Raw genomic sequence first — 25,184 nt, 5'->3', positions numbered from 1 at the left:
GAGCAAAATACCATGAAAAATTATATAATAATACTGTTGTCGTTGATGATTTTATGGTCGTGTGAGGATGTGTTAGACAAGCCGCCATTAGATACAATTACCGACAAAGAAATTACATTCTCGAAGAAAGAAATGGAACTTTATGCCAATAAGTTTTATGGCAATTTTCCGACACATGAAGGCTATTGGTTGGGGATTTTTGAGATGGATAACTCCTCCGACAATATGGTTTCAGGAGATTATAATTACAATGCACAGCTTGCTGGAACAATTCAGGTTCCTGGAAGTGGCGGTGGTTGGGACTTCAGTAAAGTTCGGAGTGCAAACTTCTTTTTGGAGAACTATCACAAAACCGAGGAAGAGCTTTCAACTGTAAGTGCTTATATCGGAGAAATGTACTTTTGGCGAGCTTGGTTTTATTTTGATTTGGTAAAAACTTTTGGCGATGTTCCTTGGTACAGTAAAACGCTTACCACTGAATCTGAAGAGCTCTATGCTCCAAGAACTCCGAGAAACGCTGTTGTCGATTCTATTTTGGTTGATTTAGATCAAGCAATTGCGCTGTTGCCCGAAAAAGGACAGGAAACAGAGGGGCGCATTTATCGAGAAATTGCACTTTTATTTCAGAGTCGGGTTGCGCTTTATGAAGGAACTTGGGAAAAGTATCATAATGGAACAGACTTTGGCGTTGACAATGCCGATTGGGATAAATATTTCAGAAAAGCAGCAGAGGCAGCAAACCAAGTGATCACTTCTGGGCATTTTGCCATTGATAAGGCGGGAACAAGTCCTAGCGAGCATTATTGGGGATTGTTTAATCAGGAGGATTATTCGAACAGCCAGGAAATCATGTTATGGAAAAAATGGGATTTGAGTCTTAACCTTTACCACTTAGCAAGTGCGTTTTTCGGAGTATCAGATAAGAACACAGGAATTTCAAAATCATTGGTTAATTCTTATTTGTGTACAGATGGAAAGCCGATTGCCGTTAGTGACCTGTATTTAGGAGATGATTTAATCGATGAGGAATTAAGCAATCGAGACCCCAGATTAGCTCAGACCATATTTGTTCGGGGAGATGTTCGGAATATCTCAGGAACAGATACAAGCTTTTTTTCGGTTCCGGATCTTACCTTGGAGGCCAGACTCCGAAACACAACAGGCTATCAGTTAGCAAAGGGAAACAACCCGACTGCAGACAGAACCAGTAATCAGGATATTACCGGGAGTATTATCTTCAGGTATGCCGAAGTCCTGTTGAACTATGCAGAGGCAAAGGCAGAGCTAAACGAATGTACTCAGTCTGTGTTGGATGAATCGGTTAACTTGCTGAGAGATCGAGTAGACATGCCTCATTTAACGGTTGATCCTGGATTTGACGAAGGTGTTTCAAAAACGTTTCCACAACTGTCTCAATTAATGAATGAGATCAGAAGAGAAAGACGAGTTGAGTTGGCCTGTGAAGGTTATCGCTTTGATGATTTGATGCGTTGGGCTGCAGCGGATATTATTCAACGTCCAATGTTGGGCGCTAAAATTCAACAATATGCAGATATAAAAGATGAGTTTCGCCCGGTCTTAGTTCCCGAAGCTCTATTTTCGAAGAATGGGTATATTGCTCCCTATGAAAATAGCCCTGCCAAAGATGGTTGGCAATTTAATCCTAATAAGAATTACCTAAAACCCCTTCCGTCTAATCAATTAACACTTAACCCTAATTTGGAACAGAATCCTGGGTATTAAGAGGAAATAAAGGTTGTCTCATAAGCATTTTCAAGCTGAGATTTTGCTTTGGGATAACCTTATTCTTTTTTCAAACTTGAGCGTTTCCTATCAAAGTTTAGTAAAAAGTAGAGGTGTCAATAAAAGTATTTAACGAATGAAAATAAAGAGTGTAAGTGTATTCCTTATCTTGATGTATAGCATGCTGGTAGGATGTTCCAGTAAAAATGTGGTGTACTATGTTGGAAGTACAGAGAATGATCTATATGATTTGCTTGGCCAGGTAGATTTGGAGGTTAGGCTATCTCCTACGCTGGAGGATGCTGTGAAAAAGTCAACAGAGGGAATCGGAATTATTAAGGTATCGGATAGTTATCCACAAAAAGAACAAGGCGTTTCGGATGAATTGTACCAGGCGATTAAAGAAAAGAATCTTAAATTATACATCGAGTACCCCGAGGATTTTCCGGGAATAGAATTAGGGAAGAATGTCCTCCAAACCAATTACGAAAGGGGAGTTATAACTGCCGATGTTTTTGGGGCAACCCTGAAGCGAATGGATATCATTGGGTTAAATGATTGTCATTTTCTGGAAACGAAGGAAAAAGAACCCTTAATTGTTTTAGCAAAAGTTGCAGGATTTGACCATGCCGCTTATGGGTTGGAGGAAACGGATGATTATCCCCTGCTTTTTCATAAAGAGAATGCTTTAATTGCAACAACAAAGTTGAGCAATTACCGAACAGGAAGGTATGGTCCAAATGATTCCTGGCAAGCAGTTTGGAAATATATTTTGACTTGGGTTAGTTCTGATAAAGAGTTAAAAGTTCCTGAGCTTAAATCAGAGGTATCTCCAATGTTCTCCAAAGAAGAACCACTTCCTGAAAATGCATCTACTGAAGCTGTGAAAAAAGGAGTGGAATGGTTTTATAACGGACGCTTTTTTATTCATTCGGATTGGGCTGAATCGTGGTGGCAAAAGTATCAGGGAGATGGCACGGAACCTTGGGGGCCCCCTTTAGATCAAGCGTTACCCAGTGGGGATGGTTCTTTGGGAATACTGGAAGGACATGCATCAACGATTTATCACGACGGCGACCAGCTTTATCGGTATTGGCTTCGGGCTGATGTGCAGGGTGAAGTTGCTTACGCAATGGCTGCCGCAGGCAATTTATTGAAAAAACCGGCTTATAATGATGTCGCAACGAAGCTACTGGATATGGTTTACTTTAATTCTGTTTTTTCCGCCGGATTAAAAAGCGATAAAGAAAGTGATGTGTATGGATTGTTAGGATGGTCACATACACACCCATGGGTTTTTTATGGAGATGATAATGCGCGCTTTTTATTGGGAGCAATTGGTGCTTCAGCTTATTTGGGTAGTGATAAGTGGGATGAAAAGATTGCTGAAACGATACTGGCTAATTTCCGAACAACCGGGAAGTTAGGATTCAGAAGCGGGCGCTTGGAGGAAAAGCCGATCTTAGAGGCTGGCATAGAAAAACTACAGAATAGAGAGCTGGTAAATCCTCATCCTCACTTTGAATCGTGGCTTTGGGCCTGTTACTTGTGGTTGTATGATAAAACGAATTATGAGCCGCTTTTGAAGAAGACGAAAACAGCTATTCAGATAACCATGGAAGCTTATCCTGATCGGTGGAATTGGACCAACGGAATTCAACAGGAAAGAGCACGTATGATCTTGCCTTTGGCTTGGCTGGTTCGAGTTGAAGACACTCCAAAACACCGAGCATGGCTCGATCAAATCGTGGGTGAGGTTCTGGATAATCAGGTTGCCTGTGGTGCAATTCGAGAAGAGCTAGGCGCAGGGCCGGGGCAGTTTGGACGAACCAATTCGAATAAAGCTTATGGCACAACCGAAGCTCCATTGATCTTCGAAAATGGCGATCCGGTGGCAGACATGCTTTATACGGTGAATTTTGCTTTTTTCGGACTTAATGAGGCTGCTGAAGCCACGGGAGATCCTAAGTACAAGGAAGCCGTTGATAAAATGGCTGATTTTCTAATCCGAATTCAAGTTCAGAGTGAGAAGCATAAAGATGTGGATGGTGCTTGGTTTAGGGCTTTTGATTATAATCGGTGGGACTATTGGGCATCAAATGCCGATCATGGTTGGGGAGCTTGGTCAACTTTAACTGGCTGGATTCAGAGCTGGATTGTGGCTACTCAAGTGTCTGTTCAAAATGAAAGTAGTTTTTGGCAGGCGACCGGTCATTCGTCAATTAATGAACACATGGATGAGGTCGTAAGTAGAATGATGAATTAGTATAGAAAAAATAGGTTTTGGGCTAATTAAATATGGAAAGCTCCAGTGTAATTCACTTGCACTGGAGCTTTTTATTTTGAGCGAATTAGGTCTTTGGTTCAGTAAAGCACCTTTTTCTGGTTGTTTGATAAGACCACATCTCGATAGAACCAACAACAAAAATTTCAGGACTAATTTGTAATTGTTTTGTGATATGGGGAGGGGATCATTCCTCATCTTTTGGCTGTTCGGGTTGGTTTTTTTTGAACTTAATGTTTTGCAAGTGTCTGGCAGTCTGAATCTGAAAATCTAATGATCTATTGAAGTTCATTACCCAGAGTGAAACTGTTTTTTTATAGCTTTAAGCCTTTGAAATTATGCTGTCGGAAAGAGAGTCATTGACTAAACAATTCTCTTCCAGGGACAGCAACCTGATAAAACGCTACTCATGAATACACTAAGAAAAAAGATTCCGGGGCTGGTTTCAGCTTCTATGGCAAGTTTGATGCTTGCACCCTCCTGCACGCCAGGAAGTCAATCCGAAACTAGCTCATCACAAACGCCCAACATCATTTATATCTTGGCGGATGATTTGGGCTATGGTGATTTAGGCTGTTATGGGCAAACAAAAATAGAAACGCCCAATATTGATGCCCTGGCCAAACGGGGAATGCGCTTTACCCAGCATTATTCTGGAGCGCCAGTGTGTGCTCCTTCACGCTGCGTTTTACTGACGGGTTTGCACACTGGGCATGCTCAAATTCGAGGCAATGATGAGTGGGCCGACCGTGGGCCAACCTGGGATTTTGAGGCGATGGCCAAAGATCCACGGCTGGAAGGCCAACGTCCGTTAAAGGCAGGAACCCAAACGCTGGGAACCGTATTGCAGCAGGTTGGTTACAAAACGGCAGTTATCGGAAAGTGGGGACTGGGGGCTCCGTTTACTGAGGGAGTTGCCAATAAACAAGGGTTCGACTTTTTCTATGGCTACAATTGCCAACGTCAGGCCCATACCTATTTCCCCCTGCATTTGTGGCGCGATACAATTAAAGAGCCGCTGGACAACCGCATGGTTGCACCGCACAAGAAATTGGCAAAAGACGTTAATAAATACGATCCGGCATCCTACGAAGATTTCTGGTTAACCGATTATTCGGCTGATTTGATGCAAAAAGAAGCCATTCGTTTTGTTAAGGAAAATAAGGAAAAGCCTTTCTTTTTATATTATGCAAGCCCAATTCCGCACGTGCCTTTGCAGGCGCCTAAGCGTTGGGTTGACTACTATGTGAAAAAGTTTGGAGACGAAGAGCCTTATACCGGAAATCAAGGCTATTTCCCGCACCGAAATCCCAAAGCTGCCTATGCCGCTATGGTTTCTTATTTGGATGAGCAGGTTGGCGAATTGGTGGCTACCCTAAAAGAAGAAGGAATTTATGAAAATACAGTGATTGTATTTACCAGCGACAATGGACCAACCTTTAATGGAGGAACCGATTCGCCTTGGTTTGATAGCGGCGGCCCTTTCAAAAGCGAACGAGGGTGGGGAAAGGCTTTTACCACCGAAGGAGGATTGCGTGTGCCGATGATTATTCAGTGGCCGGGGAAAATTGAGGCTGGTTCTGAAACCGATCATATTTCGGCTTTTTATGATGTTTTGCCAACTTTCAGCGAACTAACCGGTGCTGAGCTCAAAGATCCTGTTGATGGAATCAGCTTTTTACCAGAAGTAATGGGTAAAACCGATCAGGCAAAGCACGATTTTCTGTATTGGGAGTTTCCCGCATCGGGCGGTCAACAAGCTGTTCGGATGGGCAAGTGGAAAGGCATCCGTCGGAATATTTTTAAGGATAGCATGCAGGTCCACTTGTACAATTTGGAAGAAGATATTCAGGAGTTGAATGATGTTGCTGACCAACATCCGGAAATCGTTCAGCAAATTGAACGTATTTTTGTGCAGGAACATGAAACAGCTGAGCTTGATAAGTTTAAAATAAAGCAGTTGGGAGATTAGTTTCATTGTTCATCTGTGAGGCATTTTGCTAAATCCTTAAAGTTAAATAGATTACTGCAAATGTCTGACAGCCTGAAATCAGAACAAGCTACTATAAAATGAATTTGAATGGGAATTGACTGGAAAGGATTTGAAGAATGCTGTGAGGTCGATTGCTACAAACGCTAATAAATACAACAAAAACATGAACCATTCAGTATTATCAGCAGGATTATTGCTTTGTACGGGTGTAGCAGCGGTAGCTGCTCCTGCTAATAAAAAGAAGCCCAATGTCATCGTTATTTTAACTGATGATCAGGGAAGTGTCGATGTCAACTGTTATGGAGCCAAAGATTTGACGACTCCTAACATGGATAAGTTGGCGAAAACCGGTATTAAATTTACACAGTTTTATGTGGCGGCACCTGTTTGTTCGCCTTCAAGAGCATCCATGCTCACGGGAATGAATCCGCATGCTGCTGGCTTGCCGGGCAATGCTTCTTCGCAAGAAGGGAGTTCGGGTATGCCAACTGACCGGGTTACCATTGCCGAAGTCATGAAACAAGCTGGCTACGCGACAGCCCACATTGGTAAATGGCACGTTGGCTATACGCCGGAAACCATGCCTTTGGGACAAGGTTTCGACTATTCATTTGGACACATGGGCGGATGTATCGATAACTATTCGCACTTCTTCTACTGGAATGGCCCAAACCGTCATGACCTTTGGGAAAACGGCAAGGAAGTTTACCGTGAAGGAGAATATTTTGGCGATCTGATGGAACAGAAAGCCAAGGATTATATTGAAAATCATCAGGATGAGCCATTCTTTATGTATTATGCGATCAACATGCCGCATTATCCGTTGCAGCCCAAGGCAAAGTGGCGGGAGCATTATAAAGATTTGGATATGCCTCGGAGAGATTATGCCGCTTTTGTTTCAACGGTTGATGACCATATCGGACAGTTGGTAAACAAGCTTGAAGAGTTGAAAATGCGGGACAACACCATCATCATCTTCCAGTCCGATCATGGACACTCGACCGAGGTGAGAACCTTTGGAGGTGGAGGTAGTGCAGGCCCATTCCGTGGCTGTAAATTTTCCTTATTTGAAGGAGGAATCCGTGTTCCGGCTATTATCAGTTGGCCTGGTCACCTTCCTCAAAACGAAGAGCGCCATCAAATGGCTTTCAACATTGACTGGTTGCCAACCATTGCTGAATATTGTGGAATTAAAGAGCTGCCTGAAGGCGTTGAAGGACACAGCCTTTCACGGGTGATTGAAAAGAAGAAAGAATCACCTCATCAGCTTTTCTTTTGGAAGAGTGGCCCCGGTTGGGCCGTCCGGAAAGGCGATTGGAAATTGATCGGTTACCCACAGGATCCATCGAATGAAACAAAGTTGGACTTTGACAAAGATTTGTTGTTCCTGGTGAACCTGAAAATGGATTCTACGGAGATGACCAACCTGGCAACTCAGTATCCAGAGAAAGTAGAAGAATTAAAGAGTGACTATTTGAATTGGGAGTATGCCAGTCCGGAAGACATTCCAACCAAGCGCTTGCAGATAAAGCACAAAGCGAATGGTAAGAAGGTAACAATTGAGTCGGCTCCTCATGCGAAGTATAAAGCCAATGGTGCAGCATCGCTGGTTGATGGCGAAACCGGAATCCGATTTTTTAGCGATGGCTTTTGGTTGGGCTTCGAAGGAAATGACCTTGTTGCAACAATTGATATGGGCAAAACAGAAGTCATCAATGAAATCTCAGTTGGTTCCATTCAGGATGCAGAATCATGGATTTTCTTCCCGGAATACATTGAAGTGGCCTGGTCAGCTGATGGAAAACAGTACAGTAAGCCGGTGCGGAAAATGGTAGAGCCTCTGAAAAGTGCAGGCCAAAAGTCCATCCGGAGAATTACACTTCAGCAAGAGGATATCAACGCTCGCTTTTTGAAAGTGACAGTTAAAAGTTACGGGAAAGTTCCAGAGTGGCATTCCGGAAAAGGTGGAAAAGCCTGGCTGTTTGTCGATGAAATTGCTATTCAATAAAAGCTACAGTAATGAGTTGGCAGTTTACAATTAAGCACCTAGGGTTGATTCAGATTTCAGAGTTGTTTCAACCCTAGGTGACTTATTTAAAGATTAAGGCACTCCAACCATATGAATATCTATTGTCTAACATCTGAAGTTTAAAAAGATAACTTTAAGTTCTGGCTGGTTTATGGTGTACATGAACCAGCTTTTTTATGTTTTAAAACAATTTAATACGATGTACCTTGTAATACTAGGTAATAGTTTTTAAGTTTGTTCAGAGAAGAAAATTGCGAATGGATACCTATTTTATTTCCAGGTGGAAATCTCAGATCAAGAAAGGGCTGTTGGAGTACATTATCATGCTGATTTTGAAAACGAAGCCCTGTTATGGCTATGAGTTGATTGCTGATATAAATCGCTTGGCCGGAATGGAAATAGCAGAGGGGACGATTTACCCACTTTTGAATCGGTTGAAGAAGGAGAATTTGCTGAAATCGGAATGGATTGAAAAAGAAGTGGGCATTCCTCGAAAATACTATCAATTAACTCCGGAAGGAATTGAGCAGCTAAAAGTGATGCAAAACTATATGGAATCGTTGAATGAATCAATCACTCAATTAATGAACATCAAGTAAGTAGGAGAAAAGGCGATCGAAGTTGCAGGAATGATGGAAGGAAGAGAATCGCCGGAAGCGTAAGTCAAATGTAATCTGTTTGAGCGGTTAGCATTCAACTGGTAAAAATAAGAAAAATTGTTTACTAAGTTGATTTGCAATGAATACGGAAAGAGAAAAATATATCCTGGCCCTTGATCTTGGTACTTCGGTAACAAGTGCAATGGTTTTTAATCATGCTGGTGAAATTTTTTCCCAAGCCTCAAAAGAGTTTGAACAGTTTTTCCCAAAACCAGGATGGATTGAACAGGATGCCGAGGAGTTGTGGTTCTCTATCGTTTCTGTTGCTCAAGTAGCTTTGCGCAAAGTTGGCCTGACAGGAAGTGACTTAGCTGGGATCGGAATTACCAATCAACGAGAAACCACAATTCTGTGGAATAAAGAAAGCGGAAAACCAGTTGGAAATGCCATTGTTTGGCAAGATCGGAGAACCTCTCGTATCTGCGACCAGCTCAAGGATAAGGGCTTGCAAGAGAAGATAAAATCTAAAACCGGTTTGGAAATTGATGCTTACTTTTCAGCAACTAAAATTATGTGGTTGCTGGATCATAATGCCGAAGCAAGAGAATTGGCTGATCAGGAAAAACTGGCGTTTGGTACCGTCGATTCCTGGGTATTGTGGAAGTTTACCAAAGGTGCCTGCCATTATACCGATGTGAGCAACGCAAGCCGGACCATGTTGTTCAATATCAATACCCTGACTTGGGATGAAGAACTCTTGGAGCTTTTAAACATTCCTTCCAGTATATTGCCTGAAGTACGTTCATCCAGTGAGATTTACGCTAGGACTCATCCTTCGATATTTGGTTGTGACGTTCCCATCGCTTCTTTGATAGGCGATCAGCAAGCAGCTCTTTTTGGGCAGCAATGCTTTGAACGCGGGACAGTCAAGAACACCTACAACACCGGTTGCTTTATTTTGATGAACACCGGAAAGGAACCCATATTTTCAAATCATAAGCTAATTACAACGATTGCCTGGCAGATTGGAGATGAAGTTACTTATGCCTTGGAGGGTAGTGTGTTTAATGCCGGAACGGTGATTCAGTGGCTTCGGGATGTGTTGAACCTGATTGACTCGCTTGATGAGGTTGAAGAGCTGGCAAAATCGGAGAAAGACAATGGCGGCGTATTTATTGTTCCTTCATTTACCGGCTTGGGAGCTCCTTACTGGGACCAGTATGCCCGTGGAACATTTTGGGGACTGAATATGGGAACGACTCCCGGACATTTGGCGAGAGCTGCTTTGGAGTCAATTGCCATGCGATCGGCCGATGTAATTAAGGCCATGGAGGCTGATCTGGAGATGGAAATTCCGGAAGTAAGAGTTGGTGGAACGATCCTGAATGACACAATGTTGCAGTTTCAGTCTGATATCCTGAACTTACCAGTTGTTCAGCCGGTGCGAATTGAAATGACTTTGTTGGGAGCCGCTTATTTAGCTGGTTTAGCTGTCGGGTTTTGGGAAAATAAAGAAGAGTTACAAGCACAATACAAAATAGCGAAACAGTTTAAGTGTTTGGCTGATCCGAAAGATATAGATCATGTGTTGAAGTATTGGAACCGGGCGGTAAACAGCTCTTTGGCTTGGCTTGATCCGATGGACTAATACCAACGAATGAAAATAGCAATGGATGCGCATGGCTATTTTTTTGCCGCCAATACATCGTATAACAATGTATCTTTTAAAAGAAAGTACATGCTATTATTAAATACATTATAGATCCATTAATCTTAAATTAGTTTAGCGATGCAACGCGAAAAAATGTTAGAACAACTGGAAAACCGGCAAGAAGCATGGGATCTGGTCATTATCGGAGGGGGAGCTACCGGCTTGGGGGCAGCAATCGAGGCGGTTAGCAGGGGATTGAAAACTCTGTTGGTTGAACAGTATGACTATGCCAAAGGAACTTCAAGCAGAAGTACCAAGTTGGTGCACGGAGGCGTGCGGTATTTAGCTCAAGGGAATGTCGCTCTGGTTAAAGAGGCTTTGCGGGAGCGGGGACGTTTAAAGAAGAATGCGCCGCACTTGGTCAAAGATCAGTCTTTTATTATTCCGAATTATTCATGGTGGGGAGTACCTTTCTACACCATTGGCTTGGTGCTTTATGATTTGTTGGCCGGGCGCTTAAGTCTTGGAAAGTCCAGACCATTCTCTAAGTCAAAAACGTTACAAAAGGTACCCACCTTGGTGGCTGACAACTTGTACGGTGGAGTTGTTTATCACGATGGGCAGTTTGATGATTCCAGGCTGGCGATTAATATGGTACAGACTTTCGCAGATATGGGGGGAGTCGCTGTCAATTACATGAAAGTGGATGGATTGCTAAAGCAGGCTGGGCAGGTAAATGGAGTTAAAGTTGTTGATCAGGAAACGGGTAAAACTTATGAAATCCATAGCCGGGCAGTGCTGAATGCCACTGGCGTTTTTGTGGATGACATTTGTAAAATGGATGATCCTCAAGCGCGGGAATTGGTGCGTGTTAGCCAGGGGGTGCACTTGGTATTGGACAAGAGCTTTATTCCTGGCGACTATGCGATCATGATTCCGAAAACACGGGATGGACGTGTCCTTTTTGCTGTTCCTTGGCATGATAAAGTAGTGGTTGGCACAACCGACATTCAGAAAGAAAGAGCGGAGCTGGAACCCATGGCTTTGGATGAAGAGATCGATTTTATATTGGAAACGGCAGGACGTTTTCTGGTTAAACCACCAACACGAAAAGATGTGAAGAGTGTATTTGCTGGCCTACGTCCGCTGGCAGCTCCTCAGCAAGATGGGAAAAATACCAAAGAGATTTCCCGGGGGCATATTATCAAGGTGGCCGACTCTGGTTTGGTAACAATTACCGGAGGAAAATGGACAACTTACCGCCAAATGGCTCAGGATGTTATCGATTTGGTTGGGGCAAAGTTTAATTTCAACCTGCAGGGATCAAAAACAGTGAACTACAAGTTGCATGGCTACAAGGAAAATGTTGATCTGAGCAATCCTTTTTATTATTATGGGGCTGATGAGGAAAGTATGTTGGCTTTGGCTAAAGAGAATAAAGCATTGGCCGAACCAATCAGTTCAAATTTAAGCATTATCAAGGCACAAGTTGTATGGGCAGTACGTCATGAAATGGCCCGGACTGTTGAAGATTTTTTGGCGAGAAGAACCAGGGCTTTGTTACTTGACGCTCGGGAAAGTGTTGAAATCGCTCCGGTTGTTGCCGAACTGATGGCTTCTGAGTTGCATAAAAATGGCGAGTGGACTCAACAGCAGCTCAAGGATTATGAAGAGCTCGCGAAAAACTATATTTTAGACTCAAACTAACAATTGATTAATAAACTTGATTTGTAACCTAACTAATTATACTGATGTCAAATCGTTTTATCTTGTCCTTGGATCAGGGAACGACCAGTTCAAGGTCCATTCTTTTTAATCATGCCGGGCAGATTATTGCTTCAAGTCAGAAAGAGTATACGCAACACTACCCAAAGCCCGGCTGGGTTGAGCATGATCCGATTGAAATTTGGAATACGCAGTTTGAAACAGCCAAGGAGGTTTTGGCTCAGGTTGAGAATGACAATGCCGCTATTGAAGCAATCGGCATTACCAACCAACGGGAAACCGTAGTTGTTTGGGACCGGGCTACCGGAAAGCCGATTTACAATGCCATTGTTTGGCAAGACCGGCGAACTTCAAAGTACTGCGACGAACTTAAGGCCGGAAAGTGGGCAGAAACTATTCAGTACAAAACAGGGCTGGTAATCGATTCTTATTTTTCGGGAACGAAACTGCGCTGGATTCTTAATCAGGTTGATGGGGCGATGGAGAAGGCTCAAAAAGGTGAATTGGCCTTTGGAACCATTGATAGTTGGTTGATTTGGAATCTGACCGGCGGAAAATTGCATGTAACTGACGTGACGAATGCTAGCCGGACCATGTTGTACAATATTCGCACGCTTTCATGGGATGAGGAATTGCTCAATTTGATGGGCATACCTGCCAGCGTTTTACCGGTTGTTAAGTCTTCTTCCGAAGTTTACGGATATAGCAATGGAGAACTTGCTTCAACCCCGATTCCAATTGCGGGGATTGCAGGCGATCAGCAGGCTGCCACCTTTGGGCAAATGTGTCTTGATGTAGGTAGTGTGAAAAATACCTATGGAACAGGCTGTTTCATGCTGTGCAATACGGGGCAAGAGGTCATCGAATCTAAAAACAACATGGTGAGTACCATTGCCTGGCAAATTAATGGTGAAACCACCTATGCGCTTGAGGGAAGTATTTTTACCGCCGGTTCAATTGTTCAGTGGTTGCGTGATGAGCTGGGCATTATCCGGTCATCGGCAGAAGTGGAGGATCTTGCGCGAAAGGTTGAAGATAACGGAGAGGTGTATTTAGTGCCGGCCTTGACGGGTTTGGGAGCTCCGTATTGGGACCAGTATGCTCGTGGTGCTATTATTGGATTGACCCGCGGATCAAACGCCAGCCATATTGCACGGGCGGCGCTGGAGAGTATTGCTTTTCAAACTTATGATGTGCTGAAAGCAATGGAGGCAGATATTGGTCATCCCATCAAAGAGTTGCGAGTGGATGGTGGTGCTGTAGTGAATAATTTGCTCATGCAGTTTCAGGCGGATGTGCTTGGCGTACCGGTTTATCGCCCTACCATTTTGGAAACAACCGCTCTGGGAGCTGCCTACCTGGCAGGTTTAGCTGTTGGTTTTTGGAAAGATGTGGATGAAATCAAAAAGCAATGGGCTGTTGATGAGTGTTTTCAGAAAGAACTGAATCCGGATCGGGTGGAGAAATTGCTGGCCGGATGGGAAAAAGCAATTTCCAGAGCCATGAAATGGGAAGAGGAATAATACGAAACACATTCAAAATCAAACAACATGAACGAATTATTTGCTGAATTCATCGGAACAATGATATTGATCCTTCTCGGAAATGGGGTGGTTGCGAATGTTGTGCTGAACCATACCAAAGGAAGTAATGGCGGCTGGATTGTCATCACACTGGGGTGGGGACTGGCTGTTTTTGCAGGTGTGATTATTGCCGGGCCATATTCTGGAGCTCATATCAACCCCGCGGTAACACTAGGTTTGGCCATTGCCGGAAAATTTGCGTGGATGAAAGTCGTCGGTTTTATTCTTGCCCAATTGGCCGGTGCTGCAACCGGAGCATTACTCGTGTGGCTATTTTATCGCCATCATTACAATGCCACAACAGATCAAGGCGCTATTCTGGCTACTTTTGCCACATCGCCTGCAATCCGGAAATTACCTAACAACTTCTTCAGCGAAGTGGTCGGAACCTTTGTTTTGGTGTTTGTCATTTTATACATCGAAGGGCCAAGCATCTTATCCAACGGTTTACCCGAGATGAAAATTGGCTTGGGGAGCGTTGGAGCTCTGCCGGTTGCCCTGTTGGTTACCGCCATCGGTTTGTCGTTAGGCGGAACAACGGGCTATGCAATCAATCCAGCTCGCGATCTCGGGCCTCGCCTGATGCATGCGATTTTACCCATAAAGGAAAAGGGGACAAGCGACTGGAATTATGCATTTGTTCCGGTAGCTGCGCCTATTGTTGGCGGAGCAATTGCTGCAGTCCTTTTTATGACTTGCTGCTGATATTTATGATTTTTGCCTCAAGTAAAGAGCAAAAAATACTTATGAACTAATCTAAATCAACAGGGAAGAGAAGCTGTTTTGATGGCTTCTGATTCCTTCCTTTAAGTTTCAAACCAGTAATTTGCAAGGTCATTCTGTCTTTTTTGGGCAGAATGACTTTCGTTTTTTATAAGGAGGTGAGTAAATAAATAACAGATGGAAGTACAATCGATTGCACTATTGCTGTAAATTCTCTAGTTTTACACCATTGAATAAAGAATGAATTAGCAACTCTCAGTTTGAAGATGAACTTATGAAGAATCGATTTATAACATTTCTGGCTTTGGCTTCTTTGTTTTCGTCTTGTGTGAAAATGCAAGCGGAAGATGAGCGCAAAGCTTCACCAAACCTGTTATTTATTTTTGCAGACCAGTATCGTCGAGCCTCTTTAGGTTTTTTGAATGAAGATCCGGTCAACACTCCCAACCTGGATGGTTTGGCCTCAAAAGGAGTGTTTTTTAGCAAGGCGGTGGCTAATCATCCCTTGTGCAGTCCTTACCGAGGCATGTTACTTACCGGGAAGTATCCGCTTTCAAATGGCGTTATTTCGAACTGTAATTCTGCAAGAACGGAGTATGGAAATTACCTGAAAAAAGAGGAAACCTGTTTCTCGGATGTGTTGGTCGAAAATGGTTACAGTGCCGGGTATGTGGGTAAGTGGCATTTGGACGGACCAGCTCCGGCAGCCAAAGGTGAACCGGTTATTTGGGATACCTGGTGTCCGCCAGACCATCGGCATGGATTTAGCTTTTGGTATGCTTACGGAACGCATGGGCGGCACAATCAACCGTATTATTGGGCAACCAATTCTCCGGAGGACGAGCCAGTGGTGGTTGATCAGTGGTCGCCAGAACATGAGGCGGATGTTTTGATTAATTATTTGAGGAATAACCAGCAAGAGCGCGATTCGGACAAGCCTTTTGCAATGTTTTGGTCCATTAATCCGCCACATACGCCTTTCGACGAGGTGCCAGAGAATTACAAAAAGGCCTATGGCGAACGGAATTATCGTGAAGTACTGAATCGGGAGAATGTCGAATTTACATCAAATCGCGATGTAAAAGGAGGTGATCGTGGAGTTGAGCAAAAAATTCATTTAGCTCCGGACTATTTTGCCATGGTTGAAGGTGTTGATGACCAAATCGGACGGGTGATTGCAGAGTTGAAACGCTTGGACTTATACGAAAATACCATCATTGTTTTTTCGGCTGATCACGGCGAAATGATGGGCAGCCATGGCTTAATGCACAAAAATGTATGGTTTAAAGAAGCCTACGAAATTCCGCTCATTGTTCATTACCCCAAAGCGCTGAAAGCAAAAACAGACGATTTGCTGATCAGCGTTCCGGATTACATGCCAACCATGCTGGGACTGCTGGGCTTAGGTGAGTCAATTCCAAAGGAGGTTGAAGGTAAAGATTATTCCGGCGTGTTTACCGGTGAAGAGATTTCTCGGCCTGATAAGCAGCTCTATTTTGGTGCCAATCCGGACAATCCGGGAGGTGGCAAAAGAGGATTCCGGAATAAAGAATACACATTTGCGGTATCTAAAGGAAAAGATGGCGAGAAGTACTATTACTTGTATCACGACAAAGAAGATCCGTACCAGTTGACGAATATCTGGGGTCAGAATTCGGAGCTGGATCAACAAATGGAACAAGAACTGGAAGCTTTGCTAAAAGACATGAATGATCCTTGGCTTTAGGGCTAAAACGAGTATGTTAAAATGGAAACAGGCAGTCAACTAAAATGGAGTTGGCTGCCTGTTTTTGTTTGGTTGGGTGTCAAAGTCATTTTCTATTTTGATTTGGATAATTTTTGCAAATTGAACTGGAACAATTTTGTATATTGGCCCTCACAAAATCAGCTAAACATCATCTCTTTGAGCCTGACACTAACCCATAAAAAACTATTCTTCGATGTTTCTTCCGGCAATGAACAAGCTTTTGAAAGTCTGTATAACCTGTATTTCCCTCGTTTATATGCTTTTTCCTTAAAAATTATTGGTGATCAAGGATTAGCAAAAGATATCGTTCAGAATGTTTTTATAAAACTATGGGAAAATCATGCTTCTCTGAAGCACGAAAATCCGGAAGCTTATCTGTATCGCATGGTTCGGAATGCCAGTCTGAATTATATCCGGCACCTTAAGGTTGTGGATAAGCTGAATATGAACTGGAAGGATCAAATGCTTGGCGAAGAGCTTTACTACATTGATATGGTAGGTGATGAACCCTATGTTCTAATTGCTCGTGAACTGCAGGATGAAGTGATCAGGGTGCTTGATTCACTTCCTGATAAATGCCGACAGGTTTTTAAGATGAGTCGAATTGAAGGGAAAAAAAATCAGGAGATTGCGGAATACCTTAATGTAAGTATAAAAACTGTTGAGAAGCACATTTCTAAAGCACTTTCCATTTACCGGACACATTTTTCGGACTATCTTCCGATGCACCTTTTACTGCTGATTCTGAGTGGGATTGAATAGCACTTGTTTTCCAAATTGTTATTTCTGTCAATTTTTTCTCTTCAAAAAGGTAGGGTAGGGTCTGATTCGAGGTGTTATTGAGGTAAACACGGTAATATGAACCCAACAGACTCAATACATCGCAAAATTCTTAGTTACTTCAATGGTCAGCTTACGGATGAGGAAGAGGCCGAACTTTTGGAGTGGATAAAGCAGAGTGAGAAGAACAAGCAGTACTTTTTTAAAGTGAAAGAGGAGCTTGATCCGGACAAGATGTCCAACGAATTTGTGAAAAGCTCTTATGCTGAACTGAAAAGCAGGTTAGTTATCAACAATGAATTTAAACGTTCGGTCTCCAGTGGCTTCCGCCATCTAAGAATTTCCCTGCCCCGAGTTGCGGCAATGTTGGTACTGGCTATTGCTTTGGGCTTTTCCTTGGCTTATCTGCTTACCAATACACAATTTCAGAAAGAAGAGATTGTTTGGTTTGAGTCTCAAACACCACGCGGCGAAAAATCCCGGGTATTGTTACCCGATGGCTCGTTAGTATGGCTTAACTCCGAATCCAGTATTTCATATCCTGCTGATTTCATGAAAGGAAACAGGATCATTAAATTGACCGGAGAAGCTTATTTTGATGTGGCCAAGTTACCTTCTCATGCGCCATTTATTGTACAAACACCAAGTTATGCGATACGGGTGCTTGGAACTCAGTTTAATGTTATGGCTTATGCCGATTTTGACCGGACAGAAACCACCTTGATTGAAGGTAAGATTGAGATTCAATATGCCAACCAAGTCATTGATGTTGCCCCGGGAGAGAGCTTTGTATACAAAAACAATAAGTATCAGTTGAAGAAGACCAATGCCGCACAATCGGCCATGTGGAAAGATGATGTGTTTGATTTTGATCAGATTACATTCGAAGAACTGGTTCGCCGTTTGGAGCGTTGGTACGATGTTGATATTGAAATTAAAAGTGAGCAGTTGAAAAGTACCACCTATTCCGGAGCATTTAAAAATGAAGAAACTCTGGAGGAGGTGTTAACCACTTTTGAACTGAGTATGCCTGTTCGTTTCGAGCGGGAGGATTTCAGAAAATTCAGTATTGATTTGAAAAAATAAGAGATAAACAAATAATGGGGAATGCCCACCATTCCCCATTAAAACAGTTTGTATTAACGCAATATTAATGACAAAACTTAAAACAAAAGTATGAAAAAAAACAGATGCATCAATGGGAGAGGAATGCCTTTCCTGCGATGGAAAATTTTTCTGATTATGAAATTCCAACTGGTTCTTATTTTGGGGCTTTTAATGAACTCCTATGCCTCCGTTTCTCATGCGCAAACGAAGCGATTAAACTTTCAATTTGAAGATAAAACCTTGAAAGAAGTACTCCAAACTTTGGAAGAACAGAGTGAGTTTTCATTTATTTACCAGGATAAATTGGTGAGTACGAAAAGTCGGATCTCTGGAAGTTTTAAAGAGGAGCTGGTTACCGAAATTCTAGGGAAAGTTCTTTACAATGAGGGATTAACTTACACGGTAAAAGGGAAGGCAATCGTAATCCTTTCGGACGACCAGAATGCAGATGCCACTCAGCAGGTCAGAAGGGTCTCGGGTCAGGTAACCGATGCCTCGGGACAGCCACTGCCGGGAGTGACCATCGTTATTGAAGGAACAACCAAAGGAGCCATAACCGACACCGAAGGAAATTTCTCTTTGAATGAGGTTCCATCCAAAGCTCACCTGTTGTTTTCGTTTGTGGGGATGGAAAGCCAGCGTGTTGCTGTTTCAGGGAAAACATCGATCAATGTGGTGTTGAAAGAAGAGGCCATTGGAATTGAAGAGGTGATTGCCGTGGGCTACGGAACCATGAAAAAAAGTGACCTGACGGGAAGTGTTGCTTCCATTAAGGCCGATGATATTAAGGTGACGCCTTCCGGTTCTGTTGAAAAACTTTTGCAGGGGAAAATTGCAGGGGTTCAAATTATCAACCCGTCGGATGATAATCCTCAAGGGGGAGCAACGGTTCGTGTACGTGGAGCCAGTTCAATCAACGGATCCAAAGCGCCATTGGTGGTGGTTGACGGTTTTCCGATGGGCGATGCAGGAAGCCTGAATATGATCAACCCAAACAATATTGCCAGCATTGAAGTTTTGAAAGATGCTTCGGCAACAGCGATCTATGGCTCAAAAGGGGCAAACGGAGTCATTTTGGTTTCAACAAAAAGAGGCCGCGTTGGAGGAACCAATGTCTTTTTCAATACAAAAACAAGTATTTCGCAATTCAGCGATGAGCTGGATTATTGGAAAGACCCGGTGAAAATGGCGAAGCTTGAGAATGAGGCGTTTATCAACCAAGGGCTTGAGCCACTTTATCGTGGTGCGAGAAACACGCTGGGGATTTATTATCCGTCTGTTGAGCAGTTGGAAAGTGGTGCCTGGCCTTATTACACCGATTGGACCGATTACGTTTTTCGTACGCCTTTGAACCAGGAATACAATGTTGGCGTGGAAAGCTCAAACGATAAAACCAGCTTTTTCCTCAATGTTGGGTACTACCAGGGAGAAGGGATGCAGGTAAAAGATGACTACAATAAATTCAGTGCCGATGTGGTGGTCGAGCATCAGTTGCTTGATAATCTAAAAGTTCAAACGAAGTTTGGAATGGTGTCAGGCAATCGGAACCGAAATGGCGGTCTGAATTATGGCCGAAATCCAATCTTCCCGGTTTATACAGGGGATGGTTCTTATTTTAAAAGCTATTCCAAAGATTATGGCAACGTAGTGGCTTTGCTCAATGAGCGCACTAGTTACAATAAGACCAAAGAGCAGTTTGCTCAGCTTAAGTTTGATTGGGAGATCAGTCGAAAATTCCGGCATACCACTCAGCTAAATTACCGTCATGTGAGTTATATGGCAACATCTTTTTACCCGATTATTTATACCGAAGAAGGAGATCAGAATCATGGGCGGGGAACTTTGACTATGACGACAAATGATGCCGTGGTTGGTGATACTTACCTGACTTACGAAGAGGCTATTGGAAAGCACAACTTTTCGGTAATGGCTGGAGTATCGTACGAAAATGATACCTATCGAAGTTCATTTTTAGAGAGCCGCGAATTTACCAACGATATTTTGCGTGAAGAAAACTTGTCGGCCGGGTCAATCAAATACTTGGGCAATGGCTACGGTTCACCTAAACTATTGTCTGGAATCAACCGGATCAACTATTCCTACAACAACAAATACCTGTTTACATTTACTTCTCGATTAGATGGTTCTTCAAAGTTTGGCGGAAACCATCGCTGGGCGTATTTCCCATCGGGGGCTTTTAGTTGGAGAGCTTCAGAGGAGGACATGATTAAAGCATTGGGCGTTTTTGATAACCTGAAGTTTCGTGCAAGCTATGGTATTTCCGGAAACCAGGGAATTCCTTCAGGCTTAACTTATGAGCGTTTTGGAGAGAGTTATTACTACACCGATGGTGAAGAAAAGATCATCAACGGAATCGGTTACATTGCATCGCGCGGGCGTTTTGCCGAGTGGGGCGGAATTGCGAATAAAAGTCTAGGTTGGGAGCAAACAGCTCAGGCAAACCTTGGGGTGGACATGTCCTTTTTCGATCAACGTTTGAATGTGGTGATGGATGTGTACAGCAAGAAAACAACCGACCTTTTGCGGAAGAAGTTTTTGCCACCAAACACCGGGTTCGATGAAATCTGGATAAATGATGGAGAGGTTCAAAACAAAGGGATTGAATTGTCATTGTCCGGCGACATTATTCGTGGAAAAGATTTCAACTTTTCAGCCGATCTGATTTTCTACAAGAACAAGAATAAGGTGGTTAACATAGGAACCAAAGAAGGTGCCGGCTACAATGTTGACGAGTATGGTAATCAATATACATTCTACGGCTCACGAAGAGTGCTCGGAACTGACCAGGTGGTGAATGTGCTGGCTATTGGCAAACCCATCAACGTGTTTTATGGCTATAAGGTCGATGGCATTATTCAGGATGGCACTAAAGAAAGTGAGCTGCTTCAACCCGGAGAATACAACTATGTGGATTTGAATAACGATGGTGAGATTACTTCAGCCGACCGGACGATTATTGGCGATCCGAATCCGGATTTTACGGGAAGTTTAAACCTGAATTTAAGTCATAAGTCGGGACTTTCGTTAAGTATGATGTTCTACGGCGTGTATGGCAATGATATCTTTTCACTTCGTAAATTAACCACTCCAAGATTAGTGGAAGGGCGCTGGACTCCTACTAACCCCAATAACGATCGTCCAAGCTTGCGTTCCGGAAGACAATATAAAATTTCGGACTGGTTTGTTGAGGACGGTTCTTTGTTGCGTCTTCAAAATGTGACGCTGGGCTATGATTTTAAACGGAACTTTCTGGGTTTCTTTAAGGAAGCTAAAATTTATACCAATGCAACCAACTTGTTTACCATTTCAAATACAAGTGAATATGATCCCGAAGTGGGCGAAAATGGTATTGGCGGAAATCCTTATCCAAGGGTAAGTGCTTTTACTTTAGGAATCAATGCTAAATTCTAAAACAACGAAACAATGAGAAATAAAATAGTCATTCTAATTCTTGGAATCGTGTTTTTTTCATCTTGCGAAAGCTGGGTGGAAGAGAATCCCTACGGAGTTTACTCCAACGACAATTTTTTCGAATCGGCAGATGATGCGCTTTCCGCTTTGCTTTATGCGTATGATCCACTGAACTACATTGAATATGGATCGCGGTTCATTTTTGATATTGCCGATGCGACTACCGACCAGATGATTACTTATGGAAAAGGAGAGCAGGCTTATCGTATTGAGATGTTCAACTGGACGTTTACCTCTTCGAATACGGTTATCTCAGGCTTCTTTAAATATTGCTATTTGTCCATTGCCCGGTCCAACTCTGTCTTGGAGAATATTCCAAAAATTGAGTCCATCCAGGATGGTGTAAGGGATCAATACATGGGAGAAGCTTATTTCTTGAGAGCTTTTAACTACTTCTATCTGGTTCGAACTTATGGCGAAGTGCCAGTGAGAACTAAAGTTGTGGCTGACATCAATGACGTTAAAGTTGATTTTTCTTCGATTGAAGAGGTGTATGCTCTCATTATTGAAGACTTGGAAAAAGCCGCTGATTTGATGAGTGTGCGCAAGCAACAGGGGCGGGCCGACCGGGTGGCTGCTCAGGCTTTGCTGACAAAGGTATATGCTACTTTGGCTTCGTCTAAAATGACCGGAGCAGAAGGCTATGACTGGGTTGCGGACTATGAGACCATGTATGCCGAAGCAAAGAAATACGGACAGCTGGTTGTTGAAGGGCAGGGTGATTATCGACTTGACCCGGATTTATTGGGACTGTACGAAGTTGATAACCATGAAACGAGTCCGGAGCATATTTTTATGCTTTCGCAAAAACGGTTTTTAAGTGGTGAAGAAGGCAACTTTTCGCAGATGCCTCAAATGTTTGTCATTAGTTTGCCCAAGGTGTATGTAAGCAGTGAGCTGGATATGGTGGGGAATGTGTACCCCATGGTAAACAATCAAAGCTGGGCCGTTTTCCGGACCGATTCAACCTTTTATAAAAGTTATGCTGAAAACGATAAACGTCAGGATTTGTTCGTATCAAAAATATACGATGCCAATGGTTCATTACTGGCTGAATATCATCCCTCGAATATCGATAGCGAAGATCAGATTTTGAGCGCTTTCTATTATCCGTTTTGCCGGAAGTATTCCGATCCTGAATCAGACGGAACAAAAACCAGTGCCAATCCTTACTTCATTCGTTTTGCTGATGTGGCCTTATTGTATGCCGAGGCTTGTGGCAATACCGAAGAGGGCTACCATTGGGTTAACCAGGTGCGCTCGCGGGCCGGACTCGACGAGTTGGATACGGGTTTGTCGTTGGATGATTTTAGAAAAGCAGTGTGGAACGAACGGAAGTATGAGTTGGCTTTTGAAGGACACCGTTTGTACGATTTGAGACGAACCAACCGCGTGGTTGAAGAAATCACGAATAAGACTGTTGATGCTAACTATGCCAACTTTTTCCCGATACCACAAAGAGAAACTGATTTAAACCAATAACACAAGAACCAATGAAAAACAAGATAATAAGTGGCCTGCTGCTTTTGGCATTTGTGGTGGGGCAATACAGTTGTAAAGAAGATGAATTTTCGCAAGGAACTCAGGTTTCCTTAACCAGTCAGGAAGAGGTGAATAGCTTTAATTATCCTCGGGAGATTGATGTGCTGAAAATATCAGGAGAAGGAATTACCGATCTTTCTGCGGTCTCTGTTCAGGTTGTGAACACGTTAATTGTTGAAAATACAAGTATTACCAATGTTGATTTGCCGAATTTAAGTGCTGTGCGGGTGGCTTTAGTAGTTAAAGATAACCCTGCATTGACTCGGTTTACCGAAGTTCCGTCCTTGAAATTTTTAGGCGGAAGTGTTGAGTTTGATAACAACGACAACCTGGAAGATATCTCAGGATTTGACTCGTTCGAGTTTGTGAAGGGAGAACTGATCATTCGCAATAATGACAAGCTTGGTGAGGATAAAGATTGTGCCATTGAGGAAGGAAGCTTTTGCGGATTGTTGAATCTATACAATGCGGGAGTGCTCGAAGGAAAAGTTACGTTGAGTAACAACCATCCGAGTTCAGTTTCAGATGTCAGCATGATTGGTTCCATTGCTCGTCAGAGCGGTTACATCGATTATGTTTTGACTTCGCAGGCTGCGATTGATCAATTTACACCCGCCAAGGATACCATTGGTAACCTGACCATCCGAGGAATTGATATTGGCTACATCGGCTCGATTGCACAAAAAGTGAAGGTGGTTAAAGGAACAATTACCATTCAAAATACTTCGGTGCCAACAACAGAAGGCTTCTTCGATGTTGTTCGGGCAGATAGCAGTGTTTACCTGTTGGACAACCCGGAACTGAACAACCCGAATGGCTTTAAAAATACCAAGCGAATTAATGGAGATTTGGTGGTGGATAATTGTCCTAAGCTGCCGTTTGCATGGGCTCCTGATGCCTTTACAAAAATCGATTCAGTTTACGGAGACCTGATTATCCGCGACTGTCCTCAGTTTATTTCCGGAGCTATTGGTTTGCAAAGCTTGGTTTATGTGGCTGGCGATTTTGAAATTTCTGGCAGTGGGGGTGATCTTTGGAACTTAGGCTCCATGAATCCTGGAATTAAATACATTGGTGGCGACCTGACTTTCACAGGAAACCAAGTGGTCAATAGCCTCGATGGATTCCAAAATCTGGAGTATTTGGGCGGTGATAGCATTACCATTGTGGACAATGGCGGTATTCCTAATTACTCCGGTGATGATGGCCCCGGCTTCTGCCTGTTGCGAGAAAAGTGGGCTGAAGGCAAGATTGCCGCTTCGGTTATTCAACTGAAACGCTCGGGAGAAGAGAATTACATCGATTTTAATGCCTTGCAAATGTGTGATGGAAGTGATGTGCCTCAGTTTACTTCGTATAGTTTGAGTAGTCAGGGAGAAGTTGATACGTTTCAACCGGCCAATGATACCATTCAGGATTTGATCATTGAGGGAGGAAGCATTGACTACATTGGCTCAATCGCCGAGAAAGTAAAAGTGGTGATGGGGGATGTTCGGATTGAGAATACGGCACTCACGACCACCGAAAATTTCTTTGAGTTAATAGAATTTAAAGGGAATATTGAATTGCGTAACAATGCGAGCATGAATAATCCCAATGGCTTTAAACACATGGACGTGATCCATGGTGACTTGGTTCTTGAAAATTTACCACAAATGCCTTTCAATTGGGCACCTGATGCCTTGACTAAAATTGATTCCGTTTACGGAAGTGTCGTCGTCAAGGACTGTCCTCAGTTTATTGACGGAGGAATTGGTTTGCAAAGCCTGGTTTATGTCGGTGGTGATTTTCATGTTGAAAATAGCGGAAGTGAAGGCAATAAGCTGTGGAATTTTACGACAATGAATCCGGGACTGGATTACATTGGAGGAAACTTGATAATCAAGTATAATCCGTTTGTCAATAGCCTTGGAGGATTGGATCAGCTGAGCTTTATTGGAGGCGACCGGATTGAGATTGTAGAGAATGGATGGATTGCCAATGAAACAAATGGCAATGGGCCTGGAATGTGTAGAATAAGAGAATACTATGATGATGGCGTAATTCAGAATGACGAAGTGGTAATTGTATTAAAACGAAGCAACGAAGATGCCGTTGATTTCGAAAGCTTAGTTCGTTGTAACTGATGAAGTCATTTTCTTTCGATTTTAATGAAAGAGTAGCGTAGTCGATTATGCACCAACACA

Annotated in this window: 14 protein-coding genes and 1 pseudogene; all 15 read left to right on the top strand. The window is 43.0% G+C overall.

The annotated features are described in order from the left end of the window. Positions 1–12: 12 nt before the first annotated feature. The 15 genes and pseudogenes from ACRD6K_RS16510 to ACRD6K_RS16440 all read left to right on the top strand — a co-directional run bounded on the left by ACRD6K_RS16510 (position 13) and on the right by ACRD6K_RS16440 (position 25,124). Positions 13–1,743, top strand: coding sequence for a RagB/SusD family nutrient uptake outer membrane protein (locus ACRD6K_RS16510; protein WP_430974168.1), 1,731 nt, complete (start codon positions 13–15; stop codon positions 1,741–1,743). Positions 1,744–1,879: 136 nt separating this feature from the next. Continuing rightward, a complete protein-coding gene (locus ACRD6K_RS16505; protein WP_430974167.1) occupies positions 1,880–4,009 on the top strand; it encodes a hypothetical protein in 2,130 nt (709 codons plus the stop codon). A gap of 427 nt (positions 4,010–4,436) precedes the next feature. After that, positions 4,437–5,999 carry an arylsulfatase gene (locus ACRD6K_RS16500; protein ID WP_430974166.1) on the top strand — a complete coding sequence of 521 codons (1,563 nt, stop codon included), beginning with the start codon at positions 4,437–4,439 and terminating at the stop codon, positions 5,997–5,999. Positions 6,000–6,183: 184 nt separating this feature from the next. Then, entirely contained in the window at positions 6,184–8,028 is a 1,845-nt protein-coding gene (locus ACRD6K_RS16495; RefSeq protein WP_430974165.1) for a sulfatase family protein, read from the top strand. A 278-nt stretch (positions 8,029–8,306) separates the two neighbouring features. Beyond that, entirely contained in the window at positions 8,307–8,648 is a 342-nt protein-coding gene (locus ACRD6K_RS16490; RefSeq protein ID WP_093919379.1) for a PadR family transcriptional regulator, read from the top strand. 139 nt (positions 8,649–8,787) lie between these two features. Next, complete coding sequence (glpK, locus tag ACRD6K_RS16485; RefSeq protein ID WP_430974164.1) at positions 8,788–10,296, top strand: glycerol kinase GlpK; 1,509 nt, start codon at positions 8,788–8,790, stop codon at positions 10,294–10,296. 141 nt (positions 10,297–10,437) lie between these two features. Next, positions 10,438–12,006, top strand: coding sequence for a glycerol-3-phosphate dehydrogenase/oxidase (locus ACRD6K_RS16480; protein ID WP_430974163.1), 1,569 nt, complete (start codon positions 10,438–10,440; stop codon positions 12,004–12,006). A 44-nt stretch (positions 12,007–12,050) separates the two neighbouring features. Continuing rightward, on the top strand, positions 12,051–13,547 hold the full coding sequence (gene glpK / locus ACRD6K_RS16475) for a glycerol kinase GlpK (RefSeq protein ID WP_430974162.1): 1,497 nt from the start codon (positions 12,051–12,053) through the stop codon (positions 13,545–13,547). A 24-nt stretch (positions 13,548–13,571) separates the two neighbouring features. Beyond that, positions 13,572–14,312 (top strand): annotated as a pseudogene (locus tag ACRD6K_RS16470) (MIP/aquaporin family protein); the annotation flags it as partial. Between the two features lie 292 nt (positions 14,313–14,604). After that, positions 14,605–16,056: a sulfatase family protein gene (locus ACRD6K_RS16465; RefSeq protein ID WP_430974161.1), complete on the top strand. Its 1,452-nt coding sequence runs from the start codon at positions 14,605–14,607 to the stop codon at positions 16,054–16,056. A gap of 177 nt (positions 16,057–16,233) precedes the next feature. After that, a complete protein-coding gene (locus tag ACRD6K_RS16460; RefSeq protein WP_430974160.1) occupies positions 16,234–16,839 on the top strand; it encodes an RNA polymerase sigma-70 factor in 606 nt (201 codons plus the stop codon). 96 nt (positions 16,840–16,935) lie between these two features. Next, positions 16,936–17,943: a FecR family protein gene (locus ACRD6K_RS16455; protein WP_299583020.1), complete on the top strand. Its 1,008-nt coding sequence runs from the start codon at positions 16,936–16,938 to the stop codon at positions 17,941–17,943. Between the two features lie 90 nt (positions 17,944–18,033). After that, entirely contained in the window at positions 18,034–21,396 is a 3,363-nt protein-coding gene (locus tag ACRD6K_RS16450; protein ID WP_430974159.1) for a SusC/RagA family TonB-linked outer membrane protein, read from the top strand. A gap of 12 nt (positions 21,397–21,408) precedes the next feature. After that, positions 21,409–22,938 carry a RagB/SusD family nutrient uptake outer membrane protein gene (locus tag ACRD6K_RS16445; RefSeq protein WP_430974158.1) on the top strand — a complete coding sequence of 510 codons (1,530 nt, stop codon included), beginning with the start codon at positions 21,409–21,411 and terminating at the stop codon, positions 22,936–22,938. Positions 22,939–22,949: 11 nt separating this feature from the next. Beyond that, the gene (locus tag ACRD6K_RS16440; protein WP_430974157.1) at positions 22,950–25,124 is read left to right on the top strand and encodes a hypothetical protein; all 2,175 of its coding nucleotides are present in this window, start codon (positions 22,950–22,952) and stop codon (positions 25,122–25,124) included. Positions 25,125–25,184 lie beyond the last annotated feature (60 nt).

The organism is Sunxiuqinia rutila, assembly GCF_050589705.1.
GTDB lineage: Bacteria > Bacteroidota > Bacteroidia > Bacteroidales > Prolixibacteraceae > Sunxiuqinia > Sunxiuqinia rutila.
This window is presented reverse-complemented; position numbering and strand designations above follow the sequence as displayed.

What these genes read in the sequence shown, in the direction of transcription:
- ACRD6K_RS16465 (WP_430974161.1), top strand. Translation starts at nt 14,605, where the DNA reads ATGAAGAATCGATTTATAACATTTCTGGCTTTGGCTTCTTTGTTTTCG.
- ACRD6K_RS16505 (WP_430974167.1), top strand. Translation starts at nt 1,880, where the DNA reads ATGAAAATAAAGAGTGTAAGTGTATTCCTTATCTTGATGTATAGCATG.
- ACRD6K_RS16480 (WP_430974163.1), top strand. Translation starts at nt 10,438, where the DNA reads ATGCAACGCGAAAAAATGTTAGAACAACTGGAAAACCGGCAAGAAGCA.
- ACRD6K_RS16445 (WP_430974158.1), top strand. Translation starts at nt 21,409, where the DNA reads ATGAGAAATAAAATAGTCATTCTAATTCTTGGAATCGTGTTTTTTTCA.
- ACRD6K_RS16440 (WP_430974157.1), top strand. Translation starts at nt 22,950, where the DNA reads ATGAAAAACAAGATAATAAGTGGCCTGCTGCTTTTGGCATTTGTGGTG.
- glpK (WP_430974162.1), top strand. Translation starts at nt 12,051, where the DNA reads ATGTCAAATCGTTTTATCTTGTCCTTGGATCAGGGAACGACCAGTTCA.
- ACRD6K_RS16510 (WP_430974168.1), top strand. Translation starts at nt 13, where the DNA reads ATGAAAAATTATATAATAATACTGTTGTCGTTGATGATTTTATGGTCG.
- ACRD6K_RS16450 (WP_430974159.1), top strand. Translation starts at nt 18,034, where the DNA reads ATGAAAAAAAACAGATGCATCAATGGGAGAGGAATGCCTTTCCTGCGA.
- glpK (WP_430974164.1), top strand. Translation starts at nt 8,788, where the DNA reads ATGAATACGGAAAGAGAAAAATATATCCTGGCCCTTGATCTTGGTACT.
- ACRD6K_RS16495 (WP_430974165.1), top strand. Translation starts at nt 6,184, where the DNA reads ATGAACCATTCAGTATTATCAGCAGGATTATTGCTTTGTACGGGTGTA.
- ACRD6K_RS16455 (WP_299583020.1), top strand. Translation starts at nt 16,936, where the DNA reads ATGAACCCAACAGACTCAATACATCGCAAAATTCTTAGTTACTTCAAT.
- ACRD6K_RS16490 (WP_093919379.1), top strand. Translation starts at nt 8,307, where the DNA reads ATGGATACCTATTTTATTTCCAGGTGGAAATCTCAGATCAAGAAAGGG.
- ACRD6K_RS16500 (WP_430974166.1), top strand. Translation starts at nt 4,437, where the DNA reads ATGAATACACTAAGAAAAAAGATTCCGGGGCTGGTTTCAGCTTCTATG.